22 protein-coding genes, 2 tRNA genes and 2 pseudogenes are annotated in these 22,177 nt (G+C 52.2%); 5 read left to right on the top strand and 21 right to left on the bottom strand.

The window, feature by feature from the left end:
• Window positions 1–351 precede the first annotated feature (351 nt).
• The 10 genes and pseudogenes from HY768_04975 to HY768_04930 all read right to left on the bottom strand — a co-directional run bounded on the left by HY768_04975 (window position 352) and on the right by HY768_04930 (window position 6,801).
• A pseudogene (locus tag HY768_04975) lies at window positions 352–854 on the bottom strand (flavin reductase).
• Between the two features lie 73 nt (window positions 855–927).
• Complete coding sequence (locus HY768_04970) at window positions 928–1,143, bottom strand: hypothetical protein (protein ID MBI4726562.1); 216 nt, start codon at window positions 1,141–1,143, stop codon at window positions 928–930.
• A complete protein-coding gene (locus HY768_04965; protein MBI4726561.1) occupies window positions 1,140–1,289 on the bottom strand; it encodes a hypothetical protein in 150 nt (49 codons plus the stop codon). Before HY768_04965 ends, HY768_04970 begins: the two co-directional genes overlap by 4 nt.
• Window positions 1,290–1,299: 10 nt before the next feature.
• Window positions 1,300–2,156, bottom strand: a pseudogene (locus HY768_04960) (2-oxoacid:ferredoxin oxidoreductase subunit beta).
• 99 nt (window positions 2,157–2,255) lie between these two features.
• Window positions 2,256–2,849 carry a hypothetical protein gene (locus HY768_04955; GenBank protein ID MBI4726560.1) on the bottom strand — a complete coding sequence of 198 codons (594 nt, stop codon included), beginning with the start codon at window positions 2,847–2,849 and terminating at the stop codon, window positions 2,256–2,258.
• 239 nt (window positions 2,850–3,088) lie between these two features.
• A complete protein-coding gene (locus HY768_04950) occupies window positions 3,089–3,979 on the bottom strand; it encodes a hypothetical protein (GenBank protein MBI4726559.1) in 891 nt (296 codons plus the stop codon).
• A gap of 39 nt (window positions 3,980–4,018) precedes the next feature.
• A complete protein-coding gene (locus tag HY768_04945) occupies window positions 4,019–4,336 on the bottom strand; it encodes a 2-oxoacid:acceptor oxidoreductase family protein (GenBank protein ID MBI4726558.1) in 318 nt (105 codons plus the stop codon).
• A gap of 117 nt (window positions 4,337–4,453) precedes the next feature.
• Window positions 4,454–5,281 carry an MBL fold metallo-hydrolase gene (locus HY768_04940; protein MBI4726557.1) on the bottom strand — a complete coding sequence of 276 codons (828 nt, stop codon included), beginning with the start codon at window positions 5,279–5,281 and terminating at the stop codon, window positions 4,454–4,456.
• A 114-nt stretch (window positions 5,282–5,395) separates the two neighbouring features.
• Window positions 5,396–5,596 carry a rubredoxin gene (locus tag HY768_04935; protein MBI4726556.1) on the bottom strand — a complete coding sequence of 67 codons (201 nt, stop codon included), beginning with the start codon at window positions 5,594–5,596 and terminating at the stop codon, window positions 5,396–5,398.
• Between the two features lie 35 nt (window positions 5,597–5,631).
• Window positions 5,632–6,801 carry a PD40 domain-containing protein gene (locus tag HY768_04930; protein ID MBI4726555.1) on the bottom strand — a complete coding sequence of 390 codons (1,170 nt, stop codon included), beginning with the start codon at window positions 6,799–6,801 and terminating at the stop codon, window positions 5,632–5,634.
• A 159-nt stretch (window positions 6,802–6,960) separates the two neighbouring features.
• Here HY768_04930 and HY768_04925 point away from each other — a divergent pair, with 159 nt between their 5' ends.
• The 5 genes from HY768_04925 (at window position 6,961) to HY768_04905 (ending at window position 10,614) form a co-directional block, all read left to right on the top strand.
• A complete protein-coding gene (locus HY768_04925) occupies window positions 6,961–7,689 on the top strand; it encodes a UDP-2,3-diacylglucosamine diphosphatase (protein MBI4726554.1) in 729 nt (242 codons plus the stop codon).
• Between the two features lie 566 nt (window positions 7,690–8,255).
• On the top strand, window positions 8,256–9,527 hold the full coding sequence (eno, locus tag HY768_04920; GenBank protein ID MBI4726553.1) for a phosphopyruvate hydratase: 1,272 nt from the start codon (window positions 8,256–8,258) through the stop codon (window positions 9,525–9,527).
• 116 nt (window positions 9,528–9,643) lie between these two features.
• The gene (locus tag HY768_04915; protein ID MBI4726552.1) at window positions 9,644–9,970 is read left to right on the top strand and encodes a septum formation initiator family protein; all 327 of its coding nucleotides are present in this window, start codon (window positions 9,644–9,646) and stop codon (window positions 9,968–9,970) included.
• Between the two features lie 457 nt (window positions 9,971–10,427).
• A tRNA-Met gene (locus HY768_04910) sits at window positions 10,428–10,504 on the top strand.
• Window positions 10,505–10,537: 33 nt separating this feature from the next.
• Window positions 10,538–10,614, top strand: a tRNA-Met gene (locus HY768_04905).
• Between the two features lie 382 nt (window positions 10,615–10,996).
• On the opposite strand, the gene HY768_04900 is transcribed toward HY768_04905, so the two are convergent.
• The 11 genes from HY768_04900 to HY768_04850 all read right to left on the bottom strand — a co-directional run.
• Entirely contained in the window at window positions 10,997–12,811 is a 1,815-nt protein-coding gene (locus tag HY768_04900) for a peptidylprolyl isomerase (GenBank protein ID MBI4726551.1), read from the bottom strand.
• Window positions 12,812–12,982: 171 nt separating this feature from the next.
• Entirely contained in the window at window positions 12,983–14,386 is a 1,404-nt protein-coding gene (locus HY768_04895; protein ID MBI4726550.1) for an aminopeptidase, read from the bottom strand.
• A gap of 38 nt (window positions 14,387–14,424) precedes the next feature.
• On the bottom strand, window positions 14,425–15,945 hold the full coding sequence (locus HY768_04890; GenBank protein MBI4726549.1) for a hypothetical protein: 1,521 nt from the start codon (window positions 15,943–15,945) through the stop codon (window positions 14,425–14,427).
• Window positions 15,946–16,089: 144 nt separating this feature from the next.
• Window positions 16,090–16,890, bottom strand: coding sequence for a hypothetical protein (locus HY768_04885; protein ID MBI4726548.1), 801 nt, complete (start codon window positions 16,888–16,890; stop codon window positions 16,090–16,092).
• Window positions 16,891–17,332: 442 nt separating this feature from the next.
• The gene (locus tag HY768_04880) at window positions 17,333–18,235 is read right to left on the bottom strand and encodes a hypothetical protein (protein MBI4726547.1); all 903 of its coding nucleotides are present in this window, start codon (window positions 18,233–18,235) and stop codon (window positions 17,333–17,335) included.
• 71 nt (window positions 18,236–18,306) lie between these two features.
• Window positions 18,307–19,491, bottom strand: coding sequence for a membrane protein insertion efficiency factor YidD (gene yidD, locus HY768_04875; protein ID MBI4726546.1), 1,185 nt, complete (start codon window positions 19,489–19,491; stop codon window positions 18,307–18,309).
• Window positions 19,488–20,303, bottom strand: a complete 816-nt coding sequence (locus HY768_04870; protein MBI4726545.1) for a hypothetical protein — start codon at window positions 20,301–20,303, stop codon at window positions 19,488–19,490. The genes yidD and HY768_04870 overlap by 4 nt, the downstream gene beginning before the upstream one ends.
• 445 nt (window positions 20,304–20,748) lie before the next feature.
• Window positions 20,749–21,099 (bottom strand): hypothetical protein, encoded by a 351-nt coding sequence (locus HY768_04865; GenBank protein ID MBI4726544.1) that lies wholly within the window; start codon window positions 21,097–21,099, stop codon window positions 20,749–20,751.
• A gap of 273 nt (window positions 21,100–21,372) precedes the next feature.
• Complete coding sequence (locus HY768_04860) at window positions 21,373–21,555, bottom strand: type II toxin-antitoxin system HicA family toxin (protein MBI4726543.1); 183 nt, start codon at window positions 21,553–21,555, stop codon at window positions 21,373–21,375.
• On the bottom strand, window positions 21,552–21,758 hold the full coding sequence (locus HY768_04855) for a type II toxin-antitoxin system HicB family antitoxin (GenBank protein MBI4726542.1): 207 nt from the start codon (window positions 21,756–21,758) through the stop codon (window positions 21,552–21,554). Before HY768_04855 ends, HY768_04860 begins: the two co-directional genes overlap by 4 nt.
• 169 nt (window positions 21,759–21,927) lie before the next feature.
• Window positions 21,928–22,177, bottom strand: a 250-nt coding sequence (locus tag HY768_04850; GenBank protein ID MBI4726541.1) for a hypothetical protein, incomplete at its 5' end; no start/stop codon positions are given.

Here is a 22,177-nt window from a genome sequence, read left to right as displayed (position 1 = left end):
ATTATTAAAAGAATCGATAGCATTCGATCACGATAATTCAACTGGTTTGCAAAATTATTTATAGGACTATCCTCCTGAAACTCAATGTTTGCGCGGATTGTTGTTTCAGGAAGATACAATTAACGCTTTTTTCAGGTAATACATACAATTTACGGGTTTTTGCCGCTGCTGACGGCACCCCGCCATAGGCGGTGGCAAGACCGCCGCCATCGCCTCACCGCCGATTGGCGGCACCCCGCTCAATAAAATTCATGATGGAAGCGGTGGCGCTCGGCCATGCTTCCCCGAACTTACCCTTATTTTATCACTTAAAATATAGGTCCGTCAACCACTTTTTGTTGGTTGGCCGCATTATGCCGAAGTGAAGATATTCCGGACCTCCCCCACATAGAACCGGTGATAATCTTTTTGGGGATAATTCTTTTCGGTCCCGGGGTCCAGGAACCTTTTGGGATCAAGATCATCAAAATATATTTTCTTGCATTCCAGCACCATCCGGGCCTCTTTGAAATAGACATTGCCCCTGGGAGTGAATCCTGCGGTCAAGCCGGCCTCCCTGGCTTTGTCGCAGTCCCGGCCCGAATGGCTGCCGCAGAATTTGAGGGCCGGGCGGTGTTTTTCAGAAAAAAACGAAAGGGTGAAGTAATCGTATTTGTTGGCGAACTTGTAGGTGTGGCGGGTGGGCCGGACGAAGATCACGGCAATCGGCTTGTTCCATAATACCCCAGGGTACCCCAGCCGCAGGTCATGGTGTTGTAGTCCCCCTTTTTTCCGGCAGTTAAAAGGAACCATTCGTCTCTCATCAGGGTGAAGGGATTGACCTTGAGTTTTTTGGGATCGATCTTTTTCAGCATACTTCCTGTTCTGTTTACCGTTTGCCGTTTGCCGTTTACTGTTTATTGTTAATTGTTCACTGTTAATTGTTGATTACTGTCCCGCCAGCCAGTCCAGGGCCTGTTCCCGGTCGTCGAACATCCTGATATCCCGGCCCGAGAGTCTGACCAATGACTGCAGCACTATCCTCTTGATCCCGCTTACCCCCACCGCGGCGCTGGCCAGAACGTAAGGGGTGACGGCCTGGGAAAATTCCTTCATGGTGTCCACCGTCTGGGTGGTATAATGGGCCCGGGTAACGTCGGTCAAAATCCGCATCGACTTGGGGGTTGGGGCACTATCAGAGCCTGGGCCTCCTGAAAGGCTGAGATGTTCTCTTCGGCACTTTGGGAATGGCTGACATCCAGGAGCAATATCCGCACTCCCTGGTACAGCACAAAATCTACTTTGTCCATAAACGCCTCATTATTTAAACTGTTCAACCAGGTTTTGTCTTTGCTCCAGGTCGAGAACTTGTTTGACAAGCGGACCGGGCTTCAACTGCGGCAGTTGGTTTTCCAGCGGCAGCCGGTCGCTCTTATAGATGATCCCTAAAGGTATCCTGTCCCCCCATTCCAACGCCTTGGCAAAGGCCTTGGAACGGTCTGATGGATCGCAGTCCGGCCCCAGTTTGTAGACCCTCTCCTTGTACCATTGATAGGTGTTCAGCTTGTTGAAGGTAACACAGGGCTGAAGAATGTCCACCAGGGCAAACCCGGAATGTTTAATGGCCGCTGCGATAAGTTCCGCCAGATGTTCGGAGTCGCCGGCAAAGCCGCGGGCCGCAAAACTGCAGTTGCAGGCGAGGGCCAAAGCCAGGGGGTGCTCCGGAGCGTTGAAACTGCCGAAGGGCGTAGTGCCGGTGACCAGGCCCGGCTCCGAAGTGGGCGAGGTCTGGCCCTTGGTCAGGCCGTAGATCTGGTTGTCGTGGACCAGATAGGTAACCCCGATGTTACGCCGCATGGCATGGACGAAGTGGTTGCCCCCCTCGGCGTAGCCCCGTCGCCGTCCCCGCCCTCGGCGATGACATGCAGGCCGTGGTTGGCCAGCTTGATGCCGGTGGCAACAGGAAGCGTCCGCCCGTGCAGGCCGTTGAACAGGTTGCATTTCAGGTAATGCGGCAGCTTGGGGGCCTGGCCTATCCCTGAGGAGAACATCACCTGATGGGGAGCGATATCAAGCGAGGCCAGGGCCTGTTTGACCGCTTTCAGGATGGCGAAATTATAGCAGCCCGGACACCAGGCGATTTCGTCTTCGATTTTATAGATGTTTACATCAAGCATACTTTACTCACTTTTATTGGGAAGCCATGACCGTAGAAATAATAATAACGCTGTTGCAAGGCCGTTTATTGGCAGGCGTACATAGTTATGCATTTTATTCTATGTTGTACAAAAATAAGTAAGTATTCTATGCACAGCACCATTTTCAATGTTTACCATTATAAGATAGCCCCGCCATTTTTCATTTTTGGGTGCACATAAGCATATTTGCCCGTATTGACTTTGTTCGCTATCCTGGGGAAAGATTTTTACTGTTAACTTTGTAGTATCCGCCCCTTGTTTGGCTAATAATAGCTTAGCTCTGCTTAGACTAATTATATTTTCTGTTTTATGTAACTTGATAATATCATCGCCATTGTGCTTGAAGCGGTAGGGTGGAAACATTTCTCCATCTTCAAGATAATTACCAGATATTATATGCGGTTCAGGATATACAAGATAGTTCAAGGAAACCGTAAATTCCGGTTTATATTTGTCTATCCAATCTATACCGGACTTATAGAGATAAGTGGCAATAATGGTTATTACGCTTGAATCTATAACAGCCTTATTGACCCCAACCCAATAAGGATAACGATGTGCAGTAAGTGATTTATAACTAAGGTCATTATTTATTAACTTGTCCGGTGTGCCATATTTAGAAAATTTGTTTACCAAAGATACTTTGATGAATTCTATATCTTTAGGGGTCAATATCCATTTTCTATTTGTCTTCCAACCACACCGAAATGATGCAAAATCGTAAATGCTAAGCGTGTCTTGCCCACAATCTAAAGGTTTACCACTAAAGACTGTCAACGATGTCCTGGCACCTGCCAACTATCAACTATATACTTCGCCGTCAGGGGACGTCCATCAAATTTTCTGATGGAACCGTCGGCCTTGATCCCGGCCTCGCCCAGCAGCATCTTTTCAAACTGCCCGGTGGCGTTCTATTCCACTATGATGTTCTTCTTATACCCCGACAACAGTTCCACCGTTTCCTGGGGCAAAGGATAGACCGGGCTGAAATGCACCGCCGAGACCTTCTCCTGCAACTGCTGGACCGCCTCCCGCACCGCCCACTTGGAGGAGCCGAAGCCGGCCAGAGCCGCTTCCCGGGATTCCCCGAAAACTTCCGGTGACAGAGCCTCTTCCCTAAGCCCTTTCAGTTTGGCCAGACGCTTGGCCGTTATCTGAAGCCGGACCGGGGCGCTCTCGGCGATGTGCCCTTCCTCGGTATGCTCGTCGCTATCCCAGTACTGCACCTCTTCGGTGGCACCGGGGATAAGACGGGGCGAGATTCCATCTGAGGACAGGTGATAGCGCTTATACGGGCCCAATGATGGATCCCAGTTTTCCAGGAGCTTGCCGCGGCCTATGGGTATTTTACCAGGATCGATCTCGTTAACGGTCCAGAAGGAATCGTTCAGGTTCTGGTCGCCCAAAACGATTACCGGGGTCTGGTGTTTGTCGGCCAGGTTGAAGGCCCGCTGCATAGCGTAAACCGTCTCTTCGGCATCGCCGGTGGCCAAAATGGCCCTGGCAAACTCGCCGGGCCCGCCGTAAAGTGCGAACAGGATATCTCCTTGCTCGGTGCGAGTGGGAAAGCCGGTGGCCGGGCCGGGCCACTGGGCGATGAATATCACCAGCGGGGTTTCGGTCATCCCGGCCAGCGACAGGCTCTCGGTCATCAAGGCAAAGCCTCCGCCCGAGGTGCAGGTCATGGCCCGCACCCCGGCTACCGAAGCACCAATGGCCATGTTGACGGCCGCGATCTCGTCCTCGGCCTGCTCCACCAGCAGCCCGGTCACTTCTTTTTGTTTGACGGCGCAGTATTCCATGATGCCGGTGGCGGGGGACAGGGGATAGGCCGACAGGAACTACAGTCCTGAGATAAGGCTGCCGTAACCGGCCGCTTCGCTGCCGGTCATAAGCATCCGGCCTTTGGCCTGCTGAACTTTTTGGTGCAGGGCGCAGTAGGGGCAGACACCTTTGAATTCCCGTTCGGCCTGGTCGTACCCGGCCCGGGCCGCCCGGATGTTGGCCTCCACCACCGGATCGCCTTTTAAAGCGAACAGGTCGCCCAGGGTGTCGGCCAGCGCGTCAAAGTCGTACTCCATCAGACTGAAGCACACCCCGCAGGCCGCGGAGTTGACCATCAGCTTGTTCTGGGCCGAATCCAGCGCCAGTTTCTCCAATGGCGCCGGAAACAGATTCAGGGCAGGGTTCTGGTATGGTGATGGTTAGATCAATCATATGCTATATTTATTAGCCCAGCCCTTAAGGGCTGGGCTAATAAATATAATTCAAATCTTTTAGATCTCCAGTTTTTCGCCTTCCCTGGCCCCGAATATGTGGATCTTGGTATTGGCCTTTATTTCTCCGATTATCTGTTCCAGCTGCCGGTCGTTCCGCTCCGGGTCGTGGTGGTGGAAACCCAGGGACTTCACCCCGGCGTCCTCGGCCAGCTTGATCACCTCCAGGAAAGTGGAGTGCCCCCAGCCCCGGGTCTTTTCCATGTCGTCCTCGGTGTACTGGGCGTCGTGGATTAGCAGGTCGGCTCCACCGCAGAATTCCACGAATCTTTTATACTCGGTCTGGGGTTTGTCTATTTTCAGCTCGTTGTCGGTCAAAAAACAGAAGGTCTTGCCGTTGTCGTGGATCTTGACCCCATAGGTGGGCACCGGGTGGTTGTTGCGGATGATGTCGCAGTGTATCTGGCCCAGGTTGAAGCCTTCGTCGTCGTCCACCACTTGGTAGTTGATGTTGGACTGCACCTCCTGCAGCTTGGCGGGAAAAACGTAGCCGTCCATCTGGTCGTAGAGGGTGGAATACAGCCGGCCAAAACTTTCCTTGGCCCCCAAAAAACGGATTTTGAAGCGGGACATGTAGATCGGCAGGAAGAAAGGCAGACCCTGGATGTGATCCCAGTGGACGTGGGTCACGAAGATCGGGATTTCGGGAATATCCTTTTCCTTCAAGAGATTCAAGCCCAGTTTGCGGATGCCGGTGCCGCAGTCTATTATCAGCCGCTGGCCCTTGGAGGTAACCACCTCCACGCAGGTGGTGTTGCCTCCGAAACCTACGGTATCCTTCCCCGGCGCCGGAATCGATCCCCGCACCCCGTAATGGGTAATCTGCATAACTTTGCCTTTACTGTTTACTGTTTGCCGTTCATAGTTCACTGTTTATTGTTCGCTGTTAATTGTATCAGACTTCCTTGTGTTTTTAAAATACCGGACCTGGGCGGTTTTTCCTCAGAGCATGTTCCGGGGCACGAACTCCTCATCTTCAAAACCATCGTCTACGGCTTCAAATACCTCCTTGCCGGCCCCGCATTCGGGGCAGATCCAGTCTAATGGAAGATATTCAAAATATATCCCCGGTCTGATGTCGCTGTCCGGATCCCCCAGATTGGGATCGTAGACGTAGCCGCAGATCGAACATCGCCATTCCATTTTTGTCTCCCCAAGTTATTGTTGCCGGGATTATTTTATTGCCCCTGGGCCTTGATGATTTGGTCTGTTGATATCAGCCGGTCCAAATGCAGCAGGTATATCTCCCGGTCGCCGTCGCGCTGGGAATCAAACAATACCGTCTTCTGGCCGGGAAACATCCCGAAGGCCACGTCCTCGGCCGGATTGACGGTCAGCCGGAGATTTTGGTCCGTCTGGCGGTCGTAAAGATAAACCTCGTCGTTGCCCTGGCGGGAAGAAGTGTACAGCAGATATCTCCCATCAGGCGAGAGTATCGTGGGTAATCCGGCCCGGAACGAGGGGCAGTTGATCTGCCTGGCATCTCCTCCGGTCAAGGACCGCGATTTAAGAAACACCTGGTTTTCTTGTTCCTGCTGATAAACGAACTGGCCTCCGGAGATGTCGAAGATGTTTATGTTGCCTTTATCCTCGCCGGCCATCTCCATTTTCTGGGGTTGGCCGGCCTTTCCCGGAACCAGCCTCCAGATTTCGTAACGGCCGTCGCGGTCGCTTAGGAAATATATCTCGCCCCCGTCCGGGGAAAATCTAGGAAATAGGTCGTCAAATTTGTTTGCCGTCATCCTCCGCTCTTTTTGGGACTGCAGGTCAAAAAGATATATCTCGTTGTTTCCGTCCCGGTCGGAGATATAGGCCAGGCTTTTCCCGTCCGGACTGAAAGACGGCATGTAGTCAAGGTCCGGATTATTGGTGATCCGTTTTGGGTTTTGGCCGGAGGCATCCATGATATATATCTCGGGGTTGCCGTCCCGCTTGCTGGAAAAGGCGATTTTTGTCCCGTCGGGAGAGAGGACCGGCAGGGCGTCGTTGCCCGGCGAAAAGGTCAGCCGGGTCAGGGCATACGGCTCCAGGCCGGAGAACACCGCCACTTTTTGCCGCAAAAAAGTGTCCTGGGCCGCCTGGTAATCCAGCCGGCTTAAGATTCCGTACTCCTTGCGGGCCAAAACTGCCGAATCGGTCAGGCAATAGGACTTGGCCAGATAGTAATGGCCCAAAGGCTGCTTGGGGTCGTCCTGCACGGCTTTAGAGAACTGCTCAATAGCCTTGCCCAGGTCGCCAATCTCCAGAAACTGCCGGCCCTTGTCCAGGGCCGCATTGCGACCGCAGCTCAAGGCCGCCAGAACCAGAACCAGGCAGATGGCCGGGATTCTAAATCTTATAGCGCTCATTATTCCATCCATTTGACCATTTTAAGCATCGGCAGATGAAAAGTCAACAAAAATTTCAGTTGCCTTTTATTTTTGCTTGTGATATAGTTTTACGGTATTGGAGGCTTTAAGACCCCCGCCAAAACTTTTAACAATTTAAGATACCACGACTGCATTTTTATGTCAAGATCCTTTTACTTTTTATCTGACGTCCACCTGGGGGCGGGCGACCCCGGGTTGGAGCGACTTAAAGTTTCAAGGCTGAAGAAGCTTTTTGCCATAATCAAGGATCAGCCCGGCCCTTTATATATACTGGGCGACCTGTTCGATTTCTGGTTCGAGTACCGCACCGTGGTCCAGTCCGAACATTTTGAAGTATTGGCGGAAATGCTGGAACTGCGCCGGGCCGGGGTGGAGATCACCCTGCTGGCCGGCAACCACGATTACTGGACGGGATCTTTTCTGGAACAAAGGCTGGGGATGAACATCGTCAAAGATGATCTGACCGTTGAACTGGACGGCAAAAAAGTTTTGCTCTGCCACGGCGACGGCCTGGACCCGTCGGACCGGGATTACAGAATTTTGAAGGCGGCGTTGAGGAATCCTCTGAACATCCGTCTTTTCAGCCTGATCCACCCCGACCTGGCCGTCTCCTTCGCCCATTGGTTCTCAAAGGTTTCCCGCACTCATTTGACCAGGGATAAATACGCGGATCAGGCGCCTTTGGAACGTCAGGCCGGCAGGCTTTTCGCCCTGGGTTATCAGGCGGTGGTGTTCGGCCACACCCATCAGCCGGCCTTGAAGGAGAAGGACGGTCGTGTTTTTTTGAACCTGGGGGATTTTTTCGGCAATTTCACCTATGCCGTTTACCGGGAGGGAAAGTTCCGTCTGGAAAAAATCGTTGACTAGTCGTTCTCTAAAGCCGGGGTTATTTTTATCCGCAGATTTTCACCGATGCACACAGGTATTTTTAAGGCAACCAGAACAATCTGCGATCATTCGCTTAGGCTTTAATATTATGGCTTCCTCTCCTCCACGCCTGCCCACGGCCCCGCTTGCCCCGCAAAGCGGTGGCAAAACGGAGCCTCGCCTTTAGGCGGGGCATGGCGTGCTGAAGTGCACTATGGCCTGCCTGCGCGTAGCCGCTTCGGCATAGGCAGGCGCGCAAGCACGGCGGATCAGCCTTCCTCCTTCGTTCACACTTCCTCCTTCGTTGTTTACTACGGCGGACAGGCCTACGCCCGCCGAAGGGCCTGCCTGCGCGCTTGCGCGCCGAAGCGCTTCAGCGCACAGGCGTGGAGCCGAACATCCGTTTCGGCGAAGGCAGGCTATAGCCCGCAGGCAGGTTGGCTGAGAGTGCAATAGCTTTAGCGGAGGCACTAGCTTTAGCAAAGGCCTCTGCGATCCATCTGCGGATTATGTTCAATTCTATATCAACAATAATTCATTAAAAAATAGCTGGAGAGGATTCCACCATGTCAAACATCACAAAAATCTGGGCCCGCCAGATAATGGACTCCCGGGGCAACCCCACCGTGGAGGTGGACTGCCGCCTGGTGGACGGAAGCTTCGGCCGGGCCGCGGTGCCGTCGGGGGCCTCCACCGGCCAGCACGAGGCGCTGGAGCTGCGGGACGGCGATCCCAAAATGTTCGGCGGCAAGGGGGTCAAAAAGGCGGTGGACAATGTCAATAAAATCATCGCCCCGGCTTTGACGGGAATGGACGCCCGGGAGCAGGTGAAAATAGACCGGACCATGATTGAACTGGACGGCACTCCGGCCAAATCAAAACTGGGAGCCAATGCCGTGCTGGGCGTTTCCCTGGCCGCGGCCCACGCCGCCGCCTCATCTTCCGGCCTGCCCCTTTACCGTTATCTGGGCGGGGCCAACGCCAAGACCCTGCCGGTGCCGATGATGAATTTTTTGAACGGCGGCAAGCATGCCGGCTGGAACATCGAGATGCAGGAGTTCATGATCGTCCCGGCCGGGGCCAAAAGCTTTTCCCAGGCCATTCAGATGGCCTCGGAGACTTTTGCCGCCCTCACCAAAATACTGCATAAAAAGGGCTACCCGGTAACGGTGGGCGACGAGGGCGGCTTTGCCCCGCCTTTGAAATCCAACGAAGAAGCCCTGCAGTTTTTAGTGGAGGCCATCGGTCAGGCCGGTTACAAACCGGGAGGCGAGATCTTCCTGGCCATGGACCCTGCTTCCAGCGAGTTTTTCAAGGATGGGTCGTACCAGGTGGGCGGGAAGAAACTGAGCCCGGCCGAGATGGTGGAGCTTTACTCCTCCTTCGCTTCCAAGTACCCCCTGATCTCTCTGGAGGACGGGCTGGCCGAGGACGACTGGGACGGCTGGAAACTCTTGACCGAAAAGCTGGGGAAAAATATCCAGCTGATCGGCGACGACCTGTTCGTCACCAACGTCAAACGGCTGCAGACGGGGCTGGAGAAGGGGGTGGCCAACTCCATCCTGATCAAGTTCAACCAAATCGGCTCCCTGACCGAAACTTTGGACTGCATCAGCCTGGCCCGGGCCAACCGCTACACCACCGTGATCTCGCACCGCTCGGGCGAAACCGAGGACACTACCATCTCCCAGGTGGCGGTGGCGACTAATGCCGGACAGATCAAGACCGGCTCCATCTCCCGCAGCGAGCGGGTGGCCAAATACAACCAGCTGCTGAGGATCGAAGAGGAACTGGGCGGATCCGCCGTCTACCCCGGACAGTCCGCTTTTAAACAGTAAATTATACTTGCCACAAAGGCACGAAAGCACAAATACCGTTAACGATTTACGATTAACAATTAACGAAAGTAGTGGCTTTGAGTGTGTCTTTGTGGCTGAATGGTTACTAACAGTAAATGAACCGCTCGGCCAAAAATAAAAAATTCCGCCAAAAGCTAGTTCTGGCTCTGGTCCTGGGAGCCACCGGGGTGGTGGTGATTTCCTTCGGCCTGGGGAATTACGGCTGGATCAAGATGTTGAAGCTGCATAAACGGCAGGCCTATTTAAAAAGGCAGATCATCGTCAGCCTGGCCCACAACGAGATCCTGAAGCGGGAGATCCGGTTGGTTCAGGAAAACCGGCTGTTCATAGAGGCCCTGGTGCGGGAAAACCTGGGAATGGTCCGGCCCGGAGAGGTCTCCTACCGCTTTTATTCCTCGGACTCCCTGAAGGGGAAACGTTAGCTGATCACAGCGATCTGCAGAAACATGTGGTGAGAAAAGCATAAAGAAAAGGGCTTTCCCGTTTTTCGGGAAAGCCCTTTTTGCAGCTATGGGATTTCAGACCCTCAGGCCGCCTGCAAAGTGGATATTTTTCCCGGCAGCTCCCTGGCTTTGTTCTTGTATATCAGCAGCCCGGCCGAGATCAGACCCAGCGCAAAAGATCGGGCAGGTGATTCTTTTCCAGATAATCAAAGATCACCCCGTTCATGTGGCACTTGGACTGGAGGCTGGGGATTATTTTGGTCATAAGGACTCCTGCGGTTTAAATGATATTTTATAAAGTATTAACCCGGTTTTTTCAAGGCTTAAAAAGGCCCCGTAAACAGAAACACTTTTCAACTTTGATTAACAGAAAACAGAAATACCTTGACACCGGCCCCAAAGTTTGGTATCATTATAACTTATGACGAAAGTACGTCGCGGGGTGGAGCAGCCTGGTAGCTCGTTGGGCTCATAACCCAAAGGTCAGAGGTTCAAATCCTCTCCCCGCTACCATAACACAGGGACATGACCATGAGATTGTAAAGCGGCGGCTTAGCTCAGCTGGTTAGAGCAGCGGAATCATAATCCGCGTGTCCGGGGTTCAAATCCCTGAGCCGCTACCAGAATATTCAAAGCCAGATTATCTCTGGCTTTTTTATTTTATGGTTATTGGCCGGGGTTCTGCGCCGGCGCCATTATTCCTACCTGCCGGGCAGTAGTCCGCCTTTGGAGGGCAGCATAATTTACTTGATAGTGGACATTAGTCCGCCTATAGGCGGGCAAACCAGCTTAATAGTAACACGACACACCGGGGCGGTCCCAGCATTCTGCTTTTAAATCGAACAGATTTCTTTTGCCCCACTATAAAAAACAGATACAGAAAAACCGCCCCGCAAACTTGTCCGCCATAGCCCCGCCACACTTCGGATATGCTTAGTGGCCGGCGGGGCGAAAGAGAAATGCAGGACAGTTTTTTATTTACAGATAGTTCACCGATGCCGGAAATCACATCCCGGCCACCCGGTAATCCCGCACCTTCAGTCCGCCCTGGAAATAATTATACCACTGCTGCATGGCCTGGCGCTGTTTGGCCTGCAGAAGCTGCTGGGAAATCTGGGGCGCCTGCCGGCTCAGCAGGGCCTGGTCGGGCATGATGTGCTTTTCCACCCGGATCAGATAAACCCCGTAATCGGTGGACACCGGGTTGCCGACAATTCCCAAAGCCTGGCTGAAGGCCGCGCCGAAGAATTCGTTGCGGGTCCCCACTCCCGGCACCATATCCTGGCGGGTCATCAAAGTTGTGGTGTCGAACCTGGCCCCGGCGGCGGCCGCCGCCTGCGGCATGGTCTGCCCGGACTTAATGGCCGATTTTATCTGCTGGGCCAAAGCCTTGGCCTTGTCCCTAGCCCGTTCTTTTATGACCGTCATCTTGATGCGCTGTTCCAGATCGGCCAAAGGCTGGACCCCTTCCTTACGCTTCTCCAGCACCCGGACCACCACCAGCGCCCCGTCGCCCTCCAGCACCTGGCTTATGGTCCCGGCCTTTTCGTCGAAGGCAAAGTTCAAGGCCTCGGGGAACGCGCCCAGCCCGGGAATGAAACCGCCTCGGGGCAGAAAGCCGGTGGGTATAGCCTGCAGGCCTGCGGCTTGGGCCGCCTTTTCAAATTCCTCGGTTTTGGCCTGTTCGGCAAAAGACTCGGCCTTGGTGCGCAACTGGGACAGGGTCTCCTCGCCCGGTTTGATTCGCAGCAGGATATGGCGGGCCCTGACTTTGAGTTTCCCGGCCTCGGTCTTTCTTTCTTCCACTTTGACTATATGCCAGCCGAAGCTGCTCTGGAAGGGTTTTGAAATCTGCTTGGGCGAAAGCCTGAAGGCCGCCTCGGCGAAAGCCGGGTCCATGGTCTCTTTTTCAAAAAAGCCCAGGTCGCCGCCGTTCAGGGCCGAGCCCGGATCTTCGGAGTATTCCATGGCCAGGGTGTCGAAACTGGCCCCGGGCTTGGCCGCCTGGGCGTAGATGTCGTCTATCTTAAGCTTGAGCTCGGCCAGGTCCCGCTCGGTGGGCTCTTTGGCCAGGGCCACGAAGGATATCTTCACCCGCTCCGGAGCCTGGAACTCGTCCTGATGAGATTTGTAATAGACCGCTATCTCGGTTGAGGAGACTTCTTCCTGGGCGTTGAAGTATTTGGCTGGATCCACCGCCACATAACTGGCTTTGACTTTTTCGTTCTGGTCCTGGAACACCCTGATGATCTCCTGGTCGGTCACCCGCACCCCGGCCAGCACCTGCAGGTTCAGCTTCTGCTGGGGCAGTTGTTCCCGCAGCTGGTTCTCGTAATTGACCAGCCAGGCCAGGTTCTGGGGATTGGAGATGACCGACTGGTATTTCTGCATGTCAAACTGGCCGTTGGTCATCAACTGGGGGTCCTGCATCAGCTCGTTGGGGGGCCGATTCTTGATGATGCCCACGATCTCTTCGTCGTAGATCCTGATCCCGTACTGGCGGTAGGCCCGCTGCAAGATCACCGATCCCAACAGCCCCTGCCATACCTCCTGCTCCATCTGGCGGAAGGCGGCCTCGTCGGGATCGGCCCCGAACCGGGCGCGGTACTGTTCCCGGCTGCGGCTCAGGGCCTCCTGATACTGGCGGGTTGATATCTCTTGCCCGCCCGCCTCGCCGGCTATGCCCCGGGATAGCTTGTCTTGCCTTTTTCCCAGGCTGCCGCCGGTGCCCATGATGACATAGACGAATCCCACCACGAAGGTGACCACCACCACCCACATGATGACCTTCATTTTGCGGCGCATCATTTGCATGACCATAACGATTTTTCTCCCTGCTGCTTATTTGTGCTTGGATTTTTGGTAAAATAATTAAGGCCAGGGTGTTATATATTTCCGGCCCTGACCTTTGATTATAGCTTAAAAGCAAATGAGATTCAAGGAATTTTTAGCCCGATATCCTGTTATTGTTTATGTGATGAATGCGGGGCGTCAGGCATTGAGAAATGCCTTGTATCCCAGATAGGTGGCATACAGGTCGGCCACCGAGACCAACTCGAACGGCGAGTGCATAGATAAAAGCCCCGGTCCGCAGTCCAGCACGTTCATGCCGTGCCGGGCCAGGAATTTGGCCACCGTGCCGCCGCCGCCCTCGTCCACCTTGCCCAAGGCCGCCGCCTGCCAGGGCACCACGGCCTGGTTGAATATTTTGCGGACATAGCCCACGAACTCGGCGTTGGCGTCGCTGGAGCCGCTTTTTCCGCCGTGCCCGGTGTATTTGGTAATGACCACGCCAAAACCGGCCCGGCAGGCGTTGGACATCTCGTGCACGCCCTTGAAGTTGGGCTCCACCGCCGCGTTGACGTCGCCGGACAGGGCGAAGCTGTTGGCCAGACATTTGCGCAGACTGCTCTCGGAATACTTCGGCTGGGCCAGGGCCATCAGGTCGCCCAGGAAGTTGACCAGAAAATTGGACTGCATCCCGGTGCTGCCCTCGGACCCGATCTCCTCCTTGTCCACGCAGACGGCCAGCGCGGTCCGCTCCGGGACCTTGAAGTCGAAGATGGCCCGGACCGAGGCATAGCAGCAGATCTTGTCGTCCTGGCCGTAGCCGCCCAGAAAGCTTTTGTCAAAGCCCACGAACCGGGCCGGGGTCAATGGCACGGCCTCCAGCTCGGCGCTGACGAAATCCTCTTCCTCTATTTTGTACAGCCGGTGCAGATGCTCCATCACCGCGGTTTTGACCCGCTGTTTGACCTCTTTATCGGCCACCGGGATCCCGCCGCAGACCAACAGCATCTCCTCGCCCCTGATCACCTCGCCGGCCTTGCGCTCGGACTGTTCCTTTTTGTTGAGATGGGGCAGGATGTCGGGTATCACTAAGCAGGGATCGTCCGGGTCCTGGCCCAGGGCGATGTCTACGTATGTTCCGTCCCGGCGAATCACCCGGCCGAACAGCCCCAAGGGAACGTTGACCCACTGGTATTTCTTGACCCCGCCGTAATAGTGGGTCCGCAGCAGGGCCATTTGCAGGTCCTCGTCCTGATACAGGGGGTTTTGCTTCAGGTCCACCCGGGGAGCGTCCAGATGCGAGGCGATCAGGCTGGCTCCCTGCTCCAGCGGCTTTTTGCCCAGCACCGCCAGCACTATGTTCTTGTTCTGGTTGAGGGCGTAGACCCTGGCTCCGGCCTGCCATTTCTTCTGCTTCTCCAGCGGAACGAACCCGTGCTTCTGGGCCAGCTTGGCCAAAAATTCCACTGCCAGCCTTTCGGTGCGGCCCTGATCCAAAAATACCGAATAATCCTTGGCCAGGGCAAAGAAATTTTTCTTGTCGCTTTCCCTGGCTGTTTCCCAGATAGACTTTGGCTCCATTAACAGCTTGTGCTCTTTGGCCATGATGGCGTTCCTTAATCTTTTATATTTTGTTTTTGATTTCACTTTTTGATTCCCTTGCTTCGTCCCAGTTCCTCGCGCATCAGCTCGGCCCACGAAGTGGCGGGATATTTGATGACCCCTTCCTCCCAGCACTTAAGCACTTCCTTGGGGTCGGACAATCTGTCCCTTAACAGCAGTCCCCTTTGGTAGCAGGCCTCGGCCGCCAGCGAAGAGTCCTTGGAGGTGCTGAAAAGTCTGCCCCAGTATTCGGCCGCTTTTTTATAATCCCGGCTGCTGAACGACATTTCCGCCAGCCCGTTTAAAGCCAGGTCGGCCAGCTGTCCCGAAGTGTCGCTCTGGATTATTTTCTGATAAGACATTTCCGCCTGGGGATACCGGAACTGGCTCTGGAGTTTGAACCCTTTGGCCCATTCCTGTAAAAGATTTATTCTATCAGTTTTGCAGTCGGTAATCAAGAGTAATCTGGATAAAGCGTCGTTGACCACGTCATTCTCCGAACCCAGAGCCGCCACCTGCCGGTAAAAGGCCAAGGCTCCGTCAAAATCCTGGTTCATCAGGCTAAGCTCCCCGGAATGGAAGAGGGCCGGCTGCCGCACCTTTAAGGGCCGGGTGGAATCGCTCAGCTGAGCATAGACTGCCTTGGTGCTGTCGGGCATGTCCAGTGCGATGAAGCACCGGGCCTTCAGGAAAAAGCCTTCTGTCTTCAGAGAATCCGGCCATGATCTTTGTTCACGTTTGATGACTTCCAAAGCTTGGTCCGGCTTGCGGTTTTGCTCCAACAGCAATCTGGCCAAATAAAGGCCGGTCCTTCCTTCCTTCATGTTGCGGTAGACCTGTTCAGCCTTATCGGTTTGCCCGTCCTGGACCAGCAGCTCGGCCAGCCGGTATTGCCAGTAATTCTTATCCGGGGGATTTCGGGAGACATACTCATCCACGATGTCTCTGGCCAGATCAAAAGAAAGTCCGGGGGAATTCAAAAGCCGCCGCAAGATCGTTCCCGAAATATTTTTGTCGGAGATCCTTTTGCAGCGGTCCCAGGCCAGCCGGAGATCAGAACCCTTCAGGTAAAGCCCGGACAGCAGGGCTTGCCAGGCTTCGTTCTTGGAATTTCCGGCATCCTCCAGCAGCCTGGCGCTGGGCAGGTACCCGAACACCGGGGCTATTTCTTCTATCTTAAGGCGGGCATAATCGGGCTGGGTCTCAAAAGCCATCGCCCATTCCGGCAAAGCCTGGGCATAGCTTAGTTGAGCCGAGTAAATCTCGGCCAGTTCCCGGGCAAAGGCCTTTTTGTTTTTTAATGTCGTGCGGCCCCAAAGATAGAGTTTGAGATGCTCGTCCCTGGCCCCGGCCTGTTGTAGGATGGCGGCAGCCTGCCGAAATAGGTTTTGGTCCTTGACTGGCTTTAAGGCTGTTTGGTATTTTTCCAATGCAGCGGAATGTTTGCCGGCTTTGGCCAATGCCGCGGCTTCCTGCCAAAACTTCTGGTCCGGATTTTGGGCATAGGATGATAAGGCTATAGCTAAAGATGCCAGAATTATGATGAGTTTTTTATACAACATGGCAATTAGGATAACATAATAAAAACAGAATTGCAAGGCAAAACAAAAGAGCCGATAGGTATCAATTGTGTGGTGACAAAATAAAACGCCCAGCTTAATAAAGCTGGGCGTTTAAACCTTGGAAGCATCCATTGCGGTTGGGTGTTAAAATCTCACTCCAAGTTTTCCCTTAATAGCAAACCCCGACAAGCCCAATGTGGCGTTTTCCCCGGACGAATATTTAACCGGACCCGTTGGCCCATTGGGTACGGCGGCTCCATCAATAAGATAACTCTCGGTCGTCAACTCGCTGATTGTGCCGCCATGATACTCGCCATCTATCCCAAAGAATAATATTTTAGTGAGGTAAAACTCTCCGCCGCAGGACACAGCCCAATTAAAGCCTATACCACTAATTTTCCACTGTTCTACATATGTATTCGTATATATCGTACCTTCATAATCCACTGTATACGTAATTTGATCGTCCAATGCAATTTTGGACAAAGCTGCACCTGCCCTAAATTCCCCATGCGCTTCCAATCCCTCTGGCAACAAAGCAGAAATGTGCTGACTTACGCCGACTGATAAATTTGCATTAAGCATGGTAAATTTCACATCGCCAGTGATTGCTACCTCCTCAGAATAATACGCGTTTGAATAACTTTCTGTTTTATAAACAGGATTGGTCTTTGAAGCGTATGCCCCTCCCATCTTGCCGTAAATGCCAAAATCCTCGGTTAGGCCGACCCGCAGTTTTGCGCTGCCGCCGAATTCCAAAAAATTGTGTCCTTTCTCCATGCCCCCCCAAGCAGTCAGGGAATCGCCGAAATCCTTTAAGGAATAATTTACCAATCCAATCTCTGGCGATAGCGATAACGATATTCCCCCGGCATTGGATTTTTGCACGGGAACCGTAAAAGTTATTCCGATGACTACTGCTAACACAGCTATTGCTTTACGCATGGCGATGGTCCTTTGTTTTTAGGTTAGGTTTATGGTTTATAAGCCTTATAAAAAATTGATTTTTGTCGTGTTTTATAAATGCGTCGGTCCAGTTGTTTTCCTTAAACAACTTTGTTATGATTTTATTAAAATCAGATTGCTGAACCTCGTATTTATCAACCACACGAGTCATAAGTCCTCTCTTTAATATTATTGCTCGAACAGGAATTGTGGATAAATTGTTACTATAGTATTTTCCCAAGGCCAAATTGTGACCCACATTTATCTTGCCTGTCCGACACCGAACTCACCCCGCGCCTCCGGCTTCCCCCCTCTCTTGGTTCTAAAAGAGAGGGGGGAAGTGAGTCATTCTTTAAGTCCGCCCGCAGAACGCTTTGTTCTTGTAATTTACGACAAACATGTTGTCGTTAAATTTGCGACAAGCGTCTAATCCGGTTGTAATTTATTGGATGGTCTTAAACATTTTAATGGCTCGCATCAATTCATTCGGTTTATATTGCCTTATCGTGTAATTGCCTGGTTGACCGATAATAAGGCAAGCAGTGGAATAATCCGGGGTAACCGCTCCATCCACGTAGAAAGACCCTTTTCCAAAATCCAGATCGGCGCCCCATGCTTCTTTTTGGACTATATCGTAAATGAACATATCAACGATTGCTACATCCTTCATTGAATTGGGCTGAAAGCCTATATAGACATTGGCAAAAAGCGGATAGTAACGGGCCTTGGGATGCGTTTTTAACAGATACGTATTGCTATAGCCGTTATATTTTCCGATGTCTACAATGGTATCCCCTTTGGCAAAACTCTCCCTGAAACCGGCCTGCCACTCTGATGCTCTATAGGACTGACCAAAATCAGACGACGACTTTTCCGAATACTGGTAGGATATACTTACGCTATGATTGGTGCTGCCCCAGAATTGCTTTTCTATTTCAAAGCCCCATTTGTTGGTTGTTCCGCCGCACGGCGTCGCAGACATACAAGCGCCGACACAGGCCGCGCCGCCGCCCATTTTGGTCTCGGCGAATTTCGTCCAGTAGAACGGTTGGGCAGGGTTGTAGGTTGTCAAAGGTTGGATGTCGCTTACCCGACCGCCCACTAAGTCTATCTTGCATAGGTTGTACGCGTTCCCCCTCTTTAAGACCATCCACATCCAAGTTCCAGTGGCTACGGTACTCTGGTAGTTGTCGAAAACTTCGATGATTTTGTCTTTGGGATCCAGGCCTTGCACCGTGACCGTTTGCGGTTGCGGCGCAGTCATCTGATAGCGGACGCTGATCGTGGCGCACCCCAGGCAGAGGGTCAGACCGATGAGCAGACAGATTGCCAATGTTCGTTTCATTGTGGTTGTCCTTTCGTTTTTGGGTTAGTGTTGATAGGTTTATTGGTTTATGGTTGTTTATGTTTTTAATTTTAATAGTCAAAGTCGTTGGAACCGGGCGTATACAACTGGTTTAATTCGGCATGAAGCTGCCGGATGTACCTGATGTTGCGCTTGCGCGGCGCTTGGGCGGCAGAAACGAGGTTTGACGCGTACGAAAAGATAAAACCCAGACCCCAAAGCGCAGTTCCGCCATAGTTTTTGGTTCGCAGATCGTGCGCGGCCGCAGCACCGGTTCCGGCTACGAATACAAATGCAAACAATCCGTCGGTGGGGAAGCCATTCGCCGCCTGTCCGGCGCCCGGAATAATGGCCGAAGAAACAACCGATGGCCATCGGGGGCGTTCCTGCAACAACCGTGACGCCCTTAGGGCAATATGGTTCATATGTGTATTCGATGTATCCCGGGCAATGGCAACCAAGTATAAGGTGTCCTGCTTTTCCGGTTGCTCAATGAAGCTATGCAGCCAAAAAGCTTGACCCTTGAGTTTCAAATCCCCTGCAAGCGGACATCGGGCAATTTCCTCCTTAGCGGCGCCGTACTGCCCCATTCTAAAGTGGGTAATCGCCCTGAGTACTGCGGCCGTATCGCCGTCTTCATTCTTTATCCATAAAAGCGCCCGGTCGTAGCGGCGTAACTGCAGGGCCGTTTTGGTAAGCAATAAACGATTTGAAGACGAAGGCGACCGATACTCCCGTTCGGTACAATGCTGGTAAAGGAGCGTCCATTCTTTTTTATTGATGAGCCAGTTTATATAATCTGGCTGGAAAACGTTCGCCTCGCCCTGTGGTTCATCGCTGTGCTTGGCTAATACCAAAGGTGGGTCAAAATAGAAGTCGTCCAACCGTTGATACTGGCCAGCAGTAGATCCGTTACATCTCCACAGGCGACATAGGGTATTAACCACCGCCTTTGGCTGGCTGTACAGCTCAAAGCTTAGGTATGAATACCGCGAACAGGAGGGCACGAACTGACAGGAGCTTTTCGAGTAATTGCGCTGGTAAAGAACTATGAAATTCTGCAACAGGCACTGTGTAAAAGGAAGCGACCTTTTGTTAAATTGGACCGGATCATTAATAAATTGATTATAATAATATTGGTACGACCAAGGTATCTCCTCCGCCGATAGCCCGTTGTTCGGCAGACCGTAACCAGGAAATGCACAAAATAGTATTATAAGACTATAACAAATCCGGCTCATATCATCAATAATCAAGGAAGCATCAGTTTAATCCCCAGCCTGATCTCAAACCCGGAAAAGTCCAGCGAAACCTTTTTATTGCCTTTATAGGGATTTGTAAATATATCTCCTTCATCGTTTACCAATTCCGGCGCTTTGGCCCATCTCCCCGCAAACATGCTCTCGGTCTCCAGGAAATCAACCGGGGCATAAGTTATTCCCAGTACCGCATTATAACCCAGGGTTTTCCCGTTAAAATCCTGGTTGACGTTCCACGAGGCAGCTTGGCTGCCATTAACGATATAATTGCCCTTTGACCGGTAATTCAATGTCCCGCGGTAAACGCCGAGCCCGGCCCCGACGGTAAGGAAAGCCATCCGGGATTTATCTTTGGCCCCGGGCGTCAATAAAACAGTCAGCCCGCCCGCTTTATAACTGGGGCTCCAGTTATATTCGGCGTTAAGCTCTTGTTCAGTCCAACTGCCGTTGTAATATTCCGAAAGGTAGTAATTCGCCGTGATTCCAACGCCGGAGCCATAAAATTTTTCCATCCAGCCTTCAACCTGTATCAGGTTGTTGAACCGCATTACTCCCCGATAATTGTAACTGTATCCCAGAAAGATGGCCTTGGCCTCCGGCGCACATTCGCCAAACTGGGAACAAAGGTCGTCCCAAAAATCAAAGGCATATTCCTTGAAATCGCCGGGGAAAAATATTGAACCTCCGATTTGCGCGCCGCCGCCAAAGCGGATAACGGGGGGTTCGCTTTGGGCATAAAGCGCATTAAAACCCAGTAGCGACATCAACACCGCCAGAAATGCTGTTTTTAACGTAGTCTTTATTTTCAAGCCAATTCCTCGTTTTACACTGTTGTTATGGGATTTTGGCGGTTCCCCCTGGGAAAAATCAAATTTTTTCCGGCGTTCGGCTGAGCCGTTGGGCTGAGCTTGCCGAAGCCTCACGCTTGCGCCCCGCCGTTGGCGGGGCTATGGCACGCAGGCACACCGAAGTCACACGCCGAAGCCCCAAAACCTTTTTGGACTTGCCCAAACCTAATAATACTATCGTATTTCATAGTAATACTGGCGTATTACGACAAAATATTCGCGTATCTTGACCCGGTACTGGCGTATTACGGCAATATACTCGAGTATCTTGTCCCTGTACTGGCGTATCACGACAAGATACGGTATTACCCAGGCTTGGTATTGCAGTATCATGCCATGATATTGCAATACGCTTCACAATACTTAAATACCGCCTTGGGATACCGTAAAATCCTGGCCCGGTTCTCTAAGCTTTTACCCTCGGCCCCTTTTTGCCGCCCGGCTGCCTGCGGGCCACCCCGTATTGTTGCAATTCCGGCGATGATTTGCCATATTCCGATTCCAAATAACTTACCGTCTTGCCCAGCAACAACCGCGCCTCGGTTTCGTTCTTATTCAAATCCTTGGAAACCGAGTGCAACTCTGTCTTGGCTTTCTCCTGTTTTTCATCCAACGTCCGCAGGGCGCTCAAATATTTGCCCAGTTCCACGGCATAAGCCTTTTGCTTGGCGTCGCCGGTGGCCGCTTTCAGGCCGGCAATGATTTGCTCCAAAGCATTTATCAGATCCGCAAAGCTGCGTCCAATTCTTATTGCCATATGATTCACCTCCTTTCATATGCTCATTCAAACTAAATGGAAAAGCTTAAAACAAAAAAGCCCCGCGCCTTCCATTTACGGAAAGCGCGAAGCCTTAGTATTTACTACGCCCTCTTTTTTATTTAAGAGAGTGTTATTGTGTGTGTGTGTGTGTTGCAAGAATCATGCCAACACAGCCTATTTTATTTCGGGGTTTCATTTGGTTCGATTAACTCACCACAAGTTAAATGCTTTTATAATTGTTTAAATTATTCAAAGTTTTCCTGCAAAAGGCTAAATTCCTATACCCAACTGTTTTTTGATCAAAGCGCAAAGGCTTTCTTTTATCTCTGAATGGCGCGGAACCGGAGCTTTTCTCCCGTTTTTCATATTGGCATAGATATCGTGATTAGCGCCATGTTTCGCCAAATAACATCCTGCGGCCGCCAGTTGCCGTAAGAGGTCCCTCCTTTTCAAACCGCCAACTCTAATTCCTTGACATCGAAACCTTCTTCTGCCGCCGCCTTGTCCTCTTGGAGCATCAGATTGTATGCCTCTTTTATATTCTCCTTCAATTCATCAAGGGTTTCACCCTGGCTGAAAATGCCGGGAATTTCTCTTATTCTACCCACATACCAACCGTCGTCAATCCAATATGCTAATGTGAAATATTTGTTCATCGTATAATCTCCCTTTTGGCCGTTTCATTCCATTCCGATATGGATCTTTATTTTTTCCGCTTACGCTTTCTGCCAACGGCCCCGCTTGCCCCGCAAAGCGGTGGCAAAGCGGAGCCTCCGCCTATGGCGTGGCGTGGCTTGGCCCCTTCAAGCGCTATATGCCATAGCTTCAGCGGAGGCGCTCCACTTCGGTTTTATCGGCCTTCTGGGCGTCCAGCCGGTCCAATCTGGCATTCATAACCACCCTCTCCTCGTCGCTCCGCCTCACAATATGCAAGACCTCATCCAAAGCCGTCATCACTTTATTATGGTCGTTTTTGGTAACCATGTTTTCTTTGATCCATTCTATATCTTCAGTGTTTTTCAAAGTCTGTATAGCCAGCTTGCCAATGGATTGCTTGACGCTGCCCATGTCGGTT

The sequence above is a fragment of the candidate division TA06 bacterium genome (genome assembly GCA_016208585.1).
In the GTDB taxonomy this organism is placed as follows: Bacteria; Edwardsbacteria; AC1; order AC1; family EtOH8; genus UBA5202.
Note: the sequence above shows the minus strand (reverse complement) of the source record. Positions and strands in the feature narration are given on the sequence as shown.

Bases quoted from the DNA above. Each gene is read 5' to 3' on its own strand.
- HY768_04900 (MBI4726551.1), bottom strand. From the start codon at position 12,811: ATGGTCATGCAAATGATGCGCCGCAAAATGAAGGTCATCATGTGGGTG.
- HY768_04865 (MBI4726544.1), bottom strand. From the start codon at position 21,099: ATGGCAATAAGAATTGGACGCAGCTTTGCGGATCTGATAAATGCTTTG.
- HY768_04890 (MBI4726549.1), bottom strand. From the start codon at position 15,945: ATGTTGTATAAAAAACTCATCATAATTCTGGCATCTTTAGCTATAGCC.
- eno (MBI4726553.1), top strand. From the start codon at position 8,256: ATGTCAAACATCACAAAAATCTGGGCCCGCCAGATAATGGACTCCCGG.
- HY768_04885 (MBI4726548.1), bottom strand. From the start codon at position 16,890: ATGCGTAAAGCAATAGCTGTGTTAGCAGTAGTCATCGGAATAACTTTT.
- HY768_04950 (MBI4726559.1), bottom strand. From the start codon at position 3,979: ATGGAATACTGCGCCGTCAAACAAAAAGAAGTGACCGGGCTGCTGGTG.
- HY768_04930 (MBI4726555.1), bottom strand. From the start codon at position 6,801: ATGAGCGCTATAAGATTTAGAATCCCGGCCATCTGCCTGGTTCTGGTT.
- HY768_04925 (MBI4726554.1), top strand. From the start codon at position 6,961: ATGTCAAGATCCTTTTACTTTTTATCTGACGTCCACCTGGGGGCGGGC.
- HY768_04895 (MBI4726550.1), bottom strand. From the start codon at position 14,386: ATGGCCAAAGAGCACAAGCTGTTAATGGAGCCAAAGTCTATCTGGGAA.
- HY768_04855 (MBI4726542.1), bottom strand. From the start codon at position 21,758: ATGAACAAATATTTCACATTAGCATATTGGATTGACGACGGTTGGTAT.
- HY768_04880 (MBI4726547.1), bottom strand. From the start codon at position 18,235: ATGAAACGAACATTGGCAATCTGTCTGCTCATCGGTCTGACCCTCTGC.
- HY768_04940 (MBI4726557.1), bottom strand. From the start codon at position 5,281: ATGCAGATTACCCATTACGGGGTGCGGGGATCGATTCCGGCGCCGGGG.
- HY768_04915 (MBI4726552.1), top strand. From the start codon at position 9,644: ATGAACCGCTCGGCCAAAAATAAAAAATTCCGCCAAAAGCTAGTTCTG.
- HY768_04935 (MBI4726556.1), bottom strand. From the start codon at position 5,596: ATGGAATGGCGATGTTCGATCTGCGGCTACGTCTACGATCCCAATCTG.
- HY768_04965 (MBI4726561.1), bottom strand. From the start codon at position 1,289: ATGGACAAAGTAGATTTTGTGCTGTACCAGGGAGTGCGGATATTGCTC.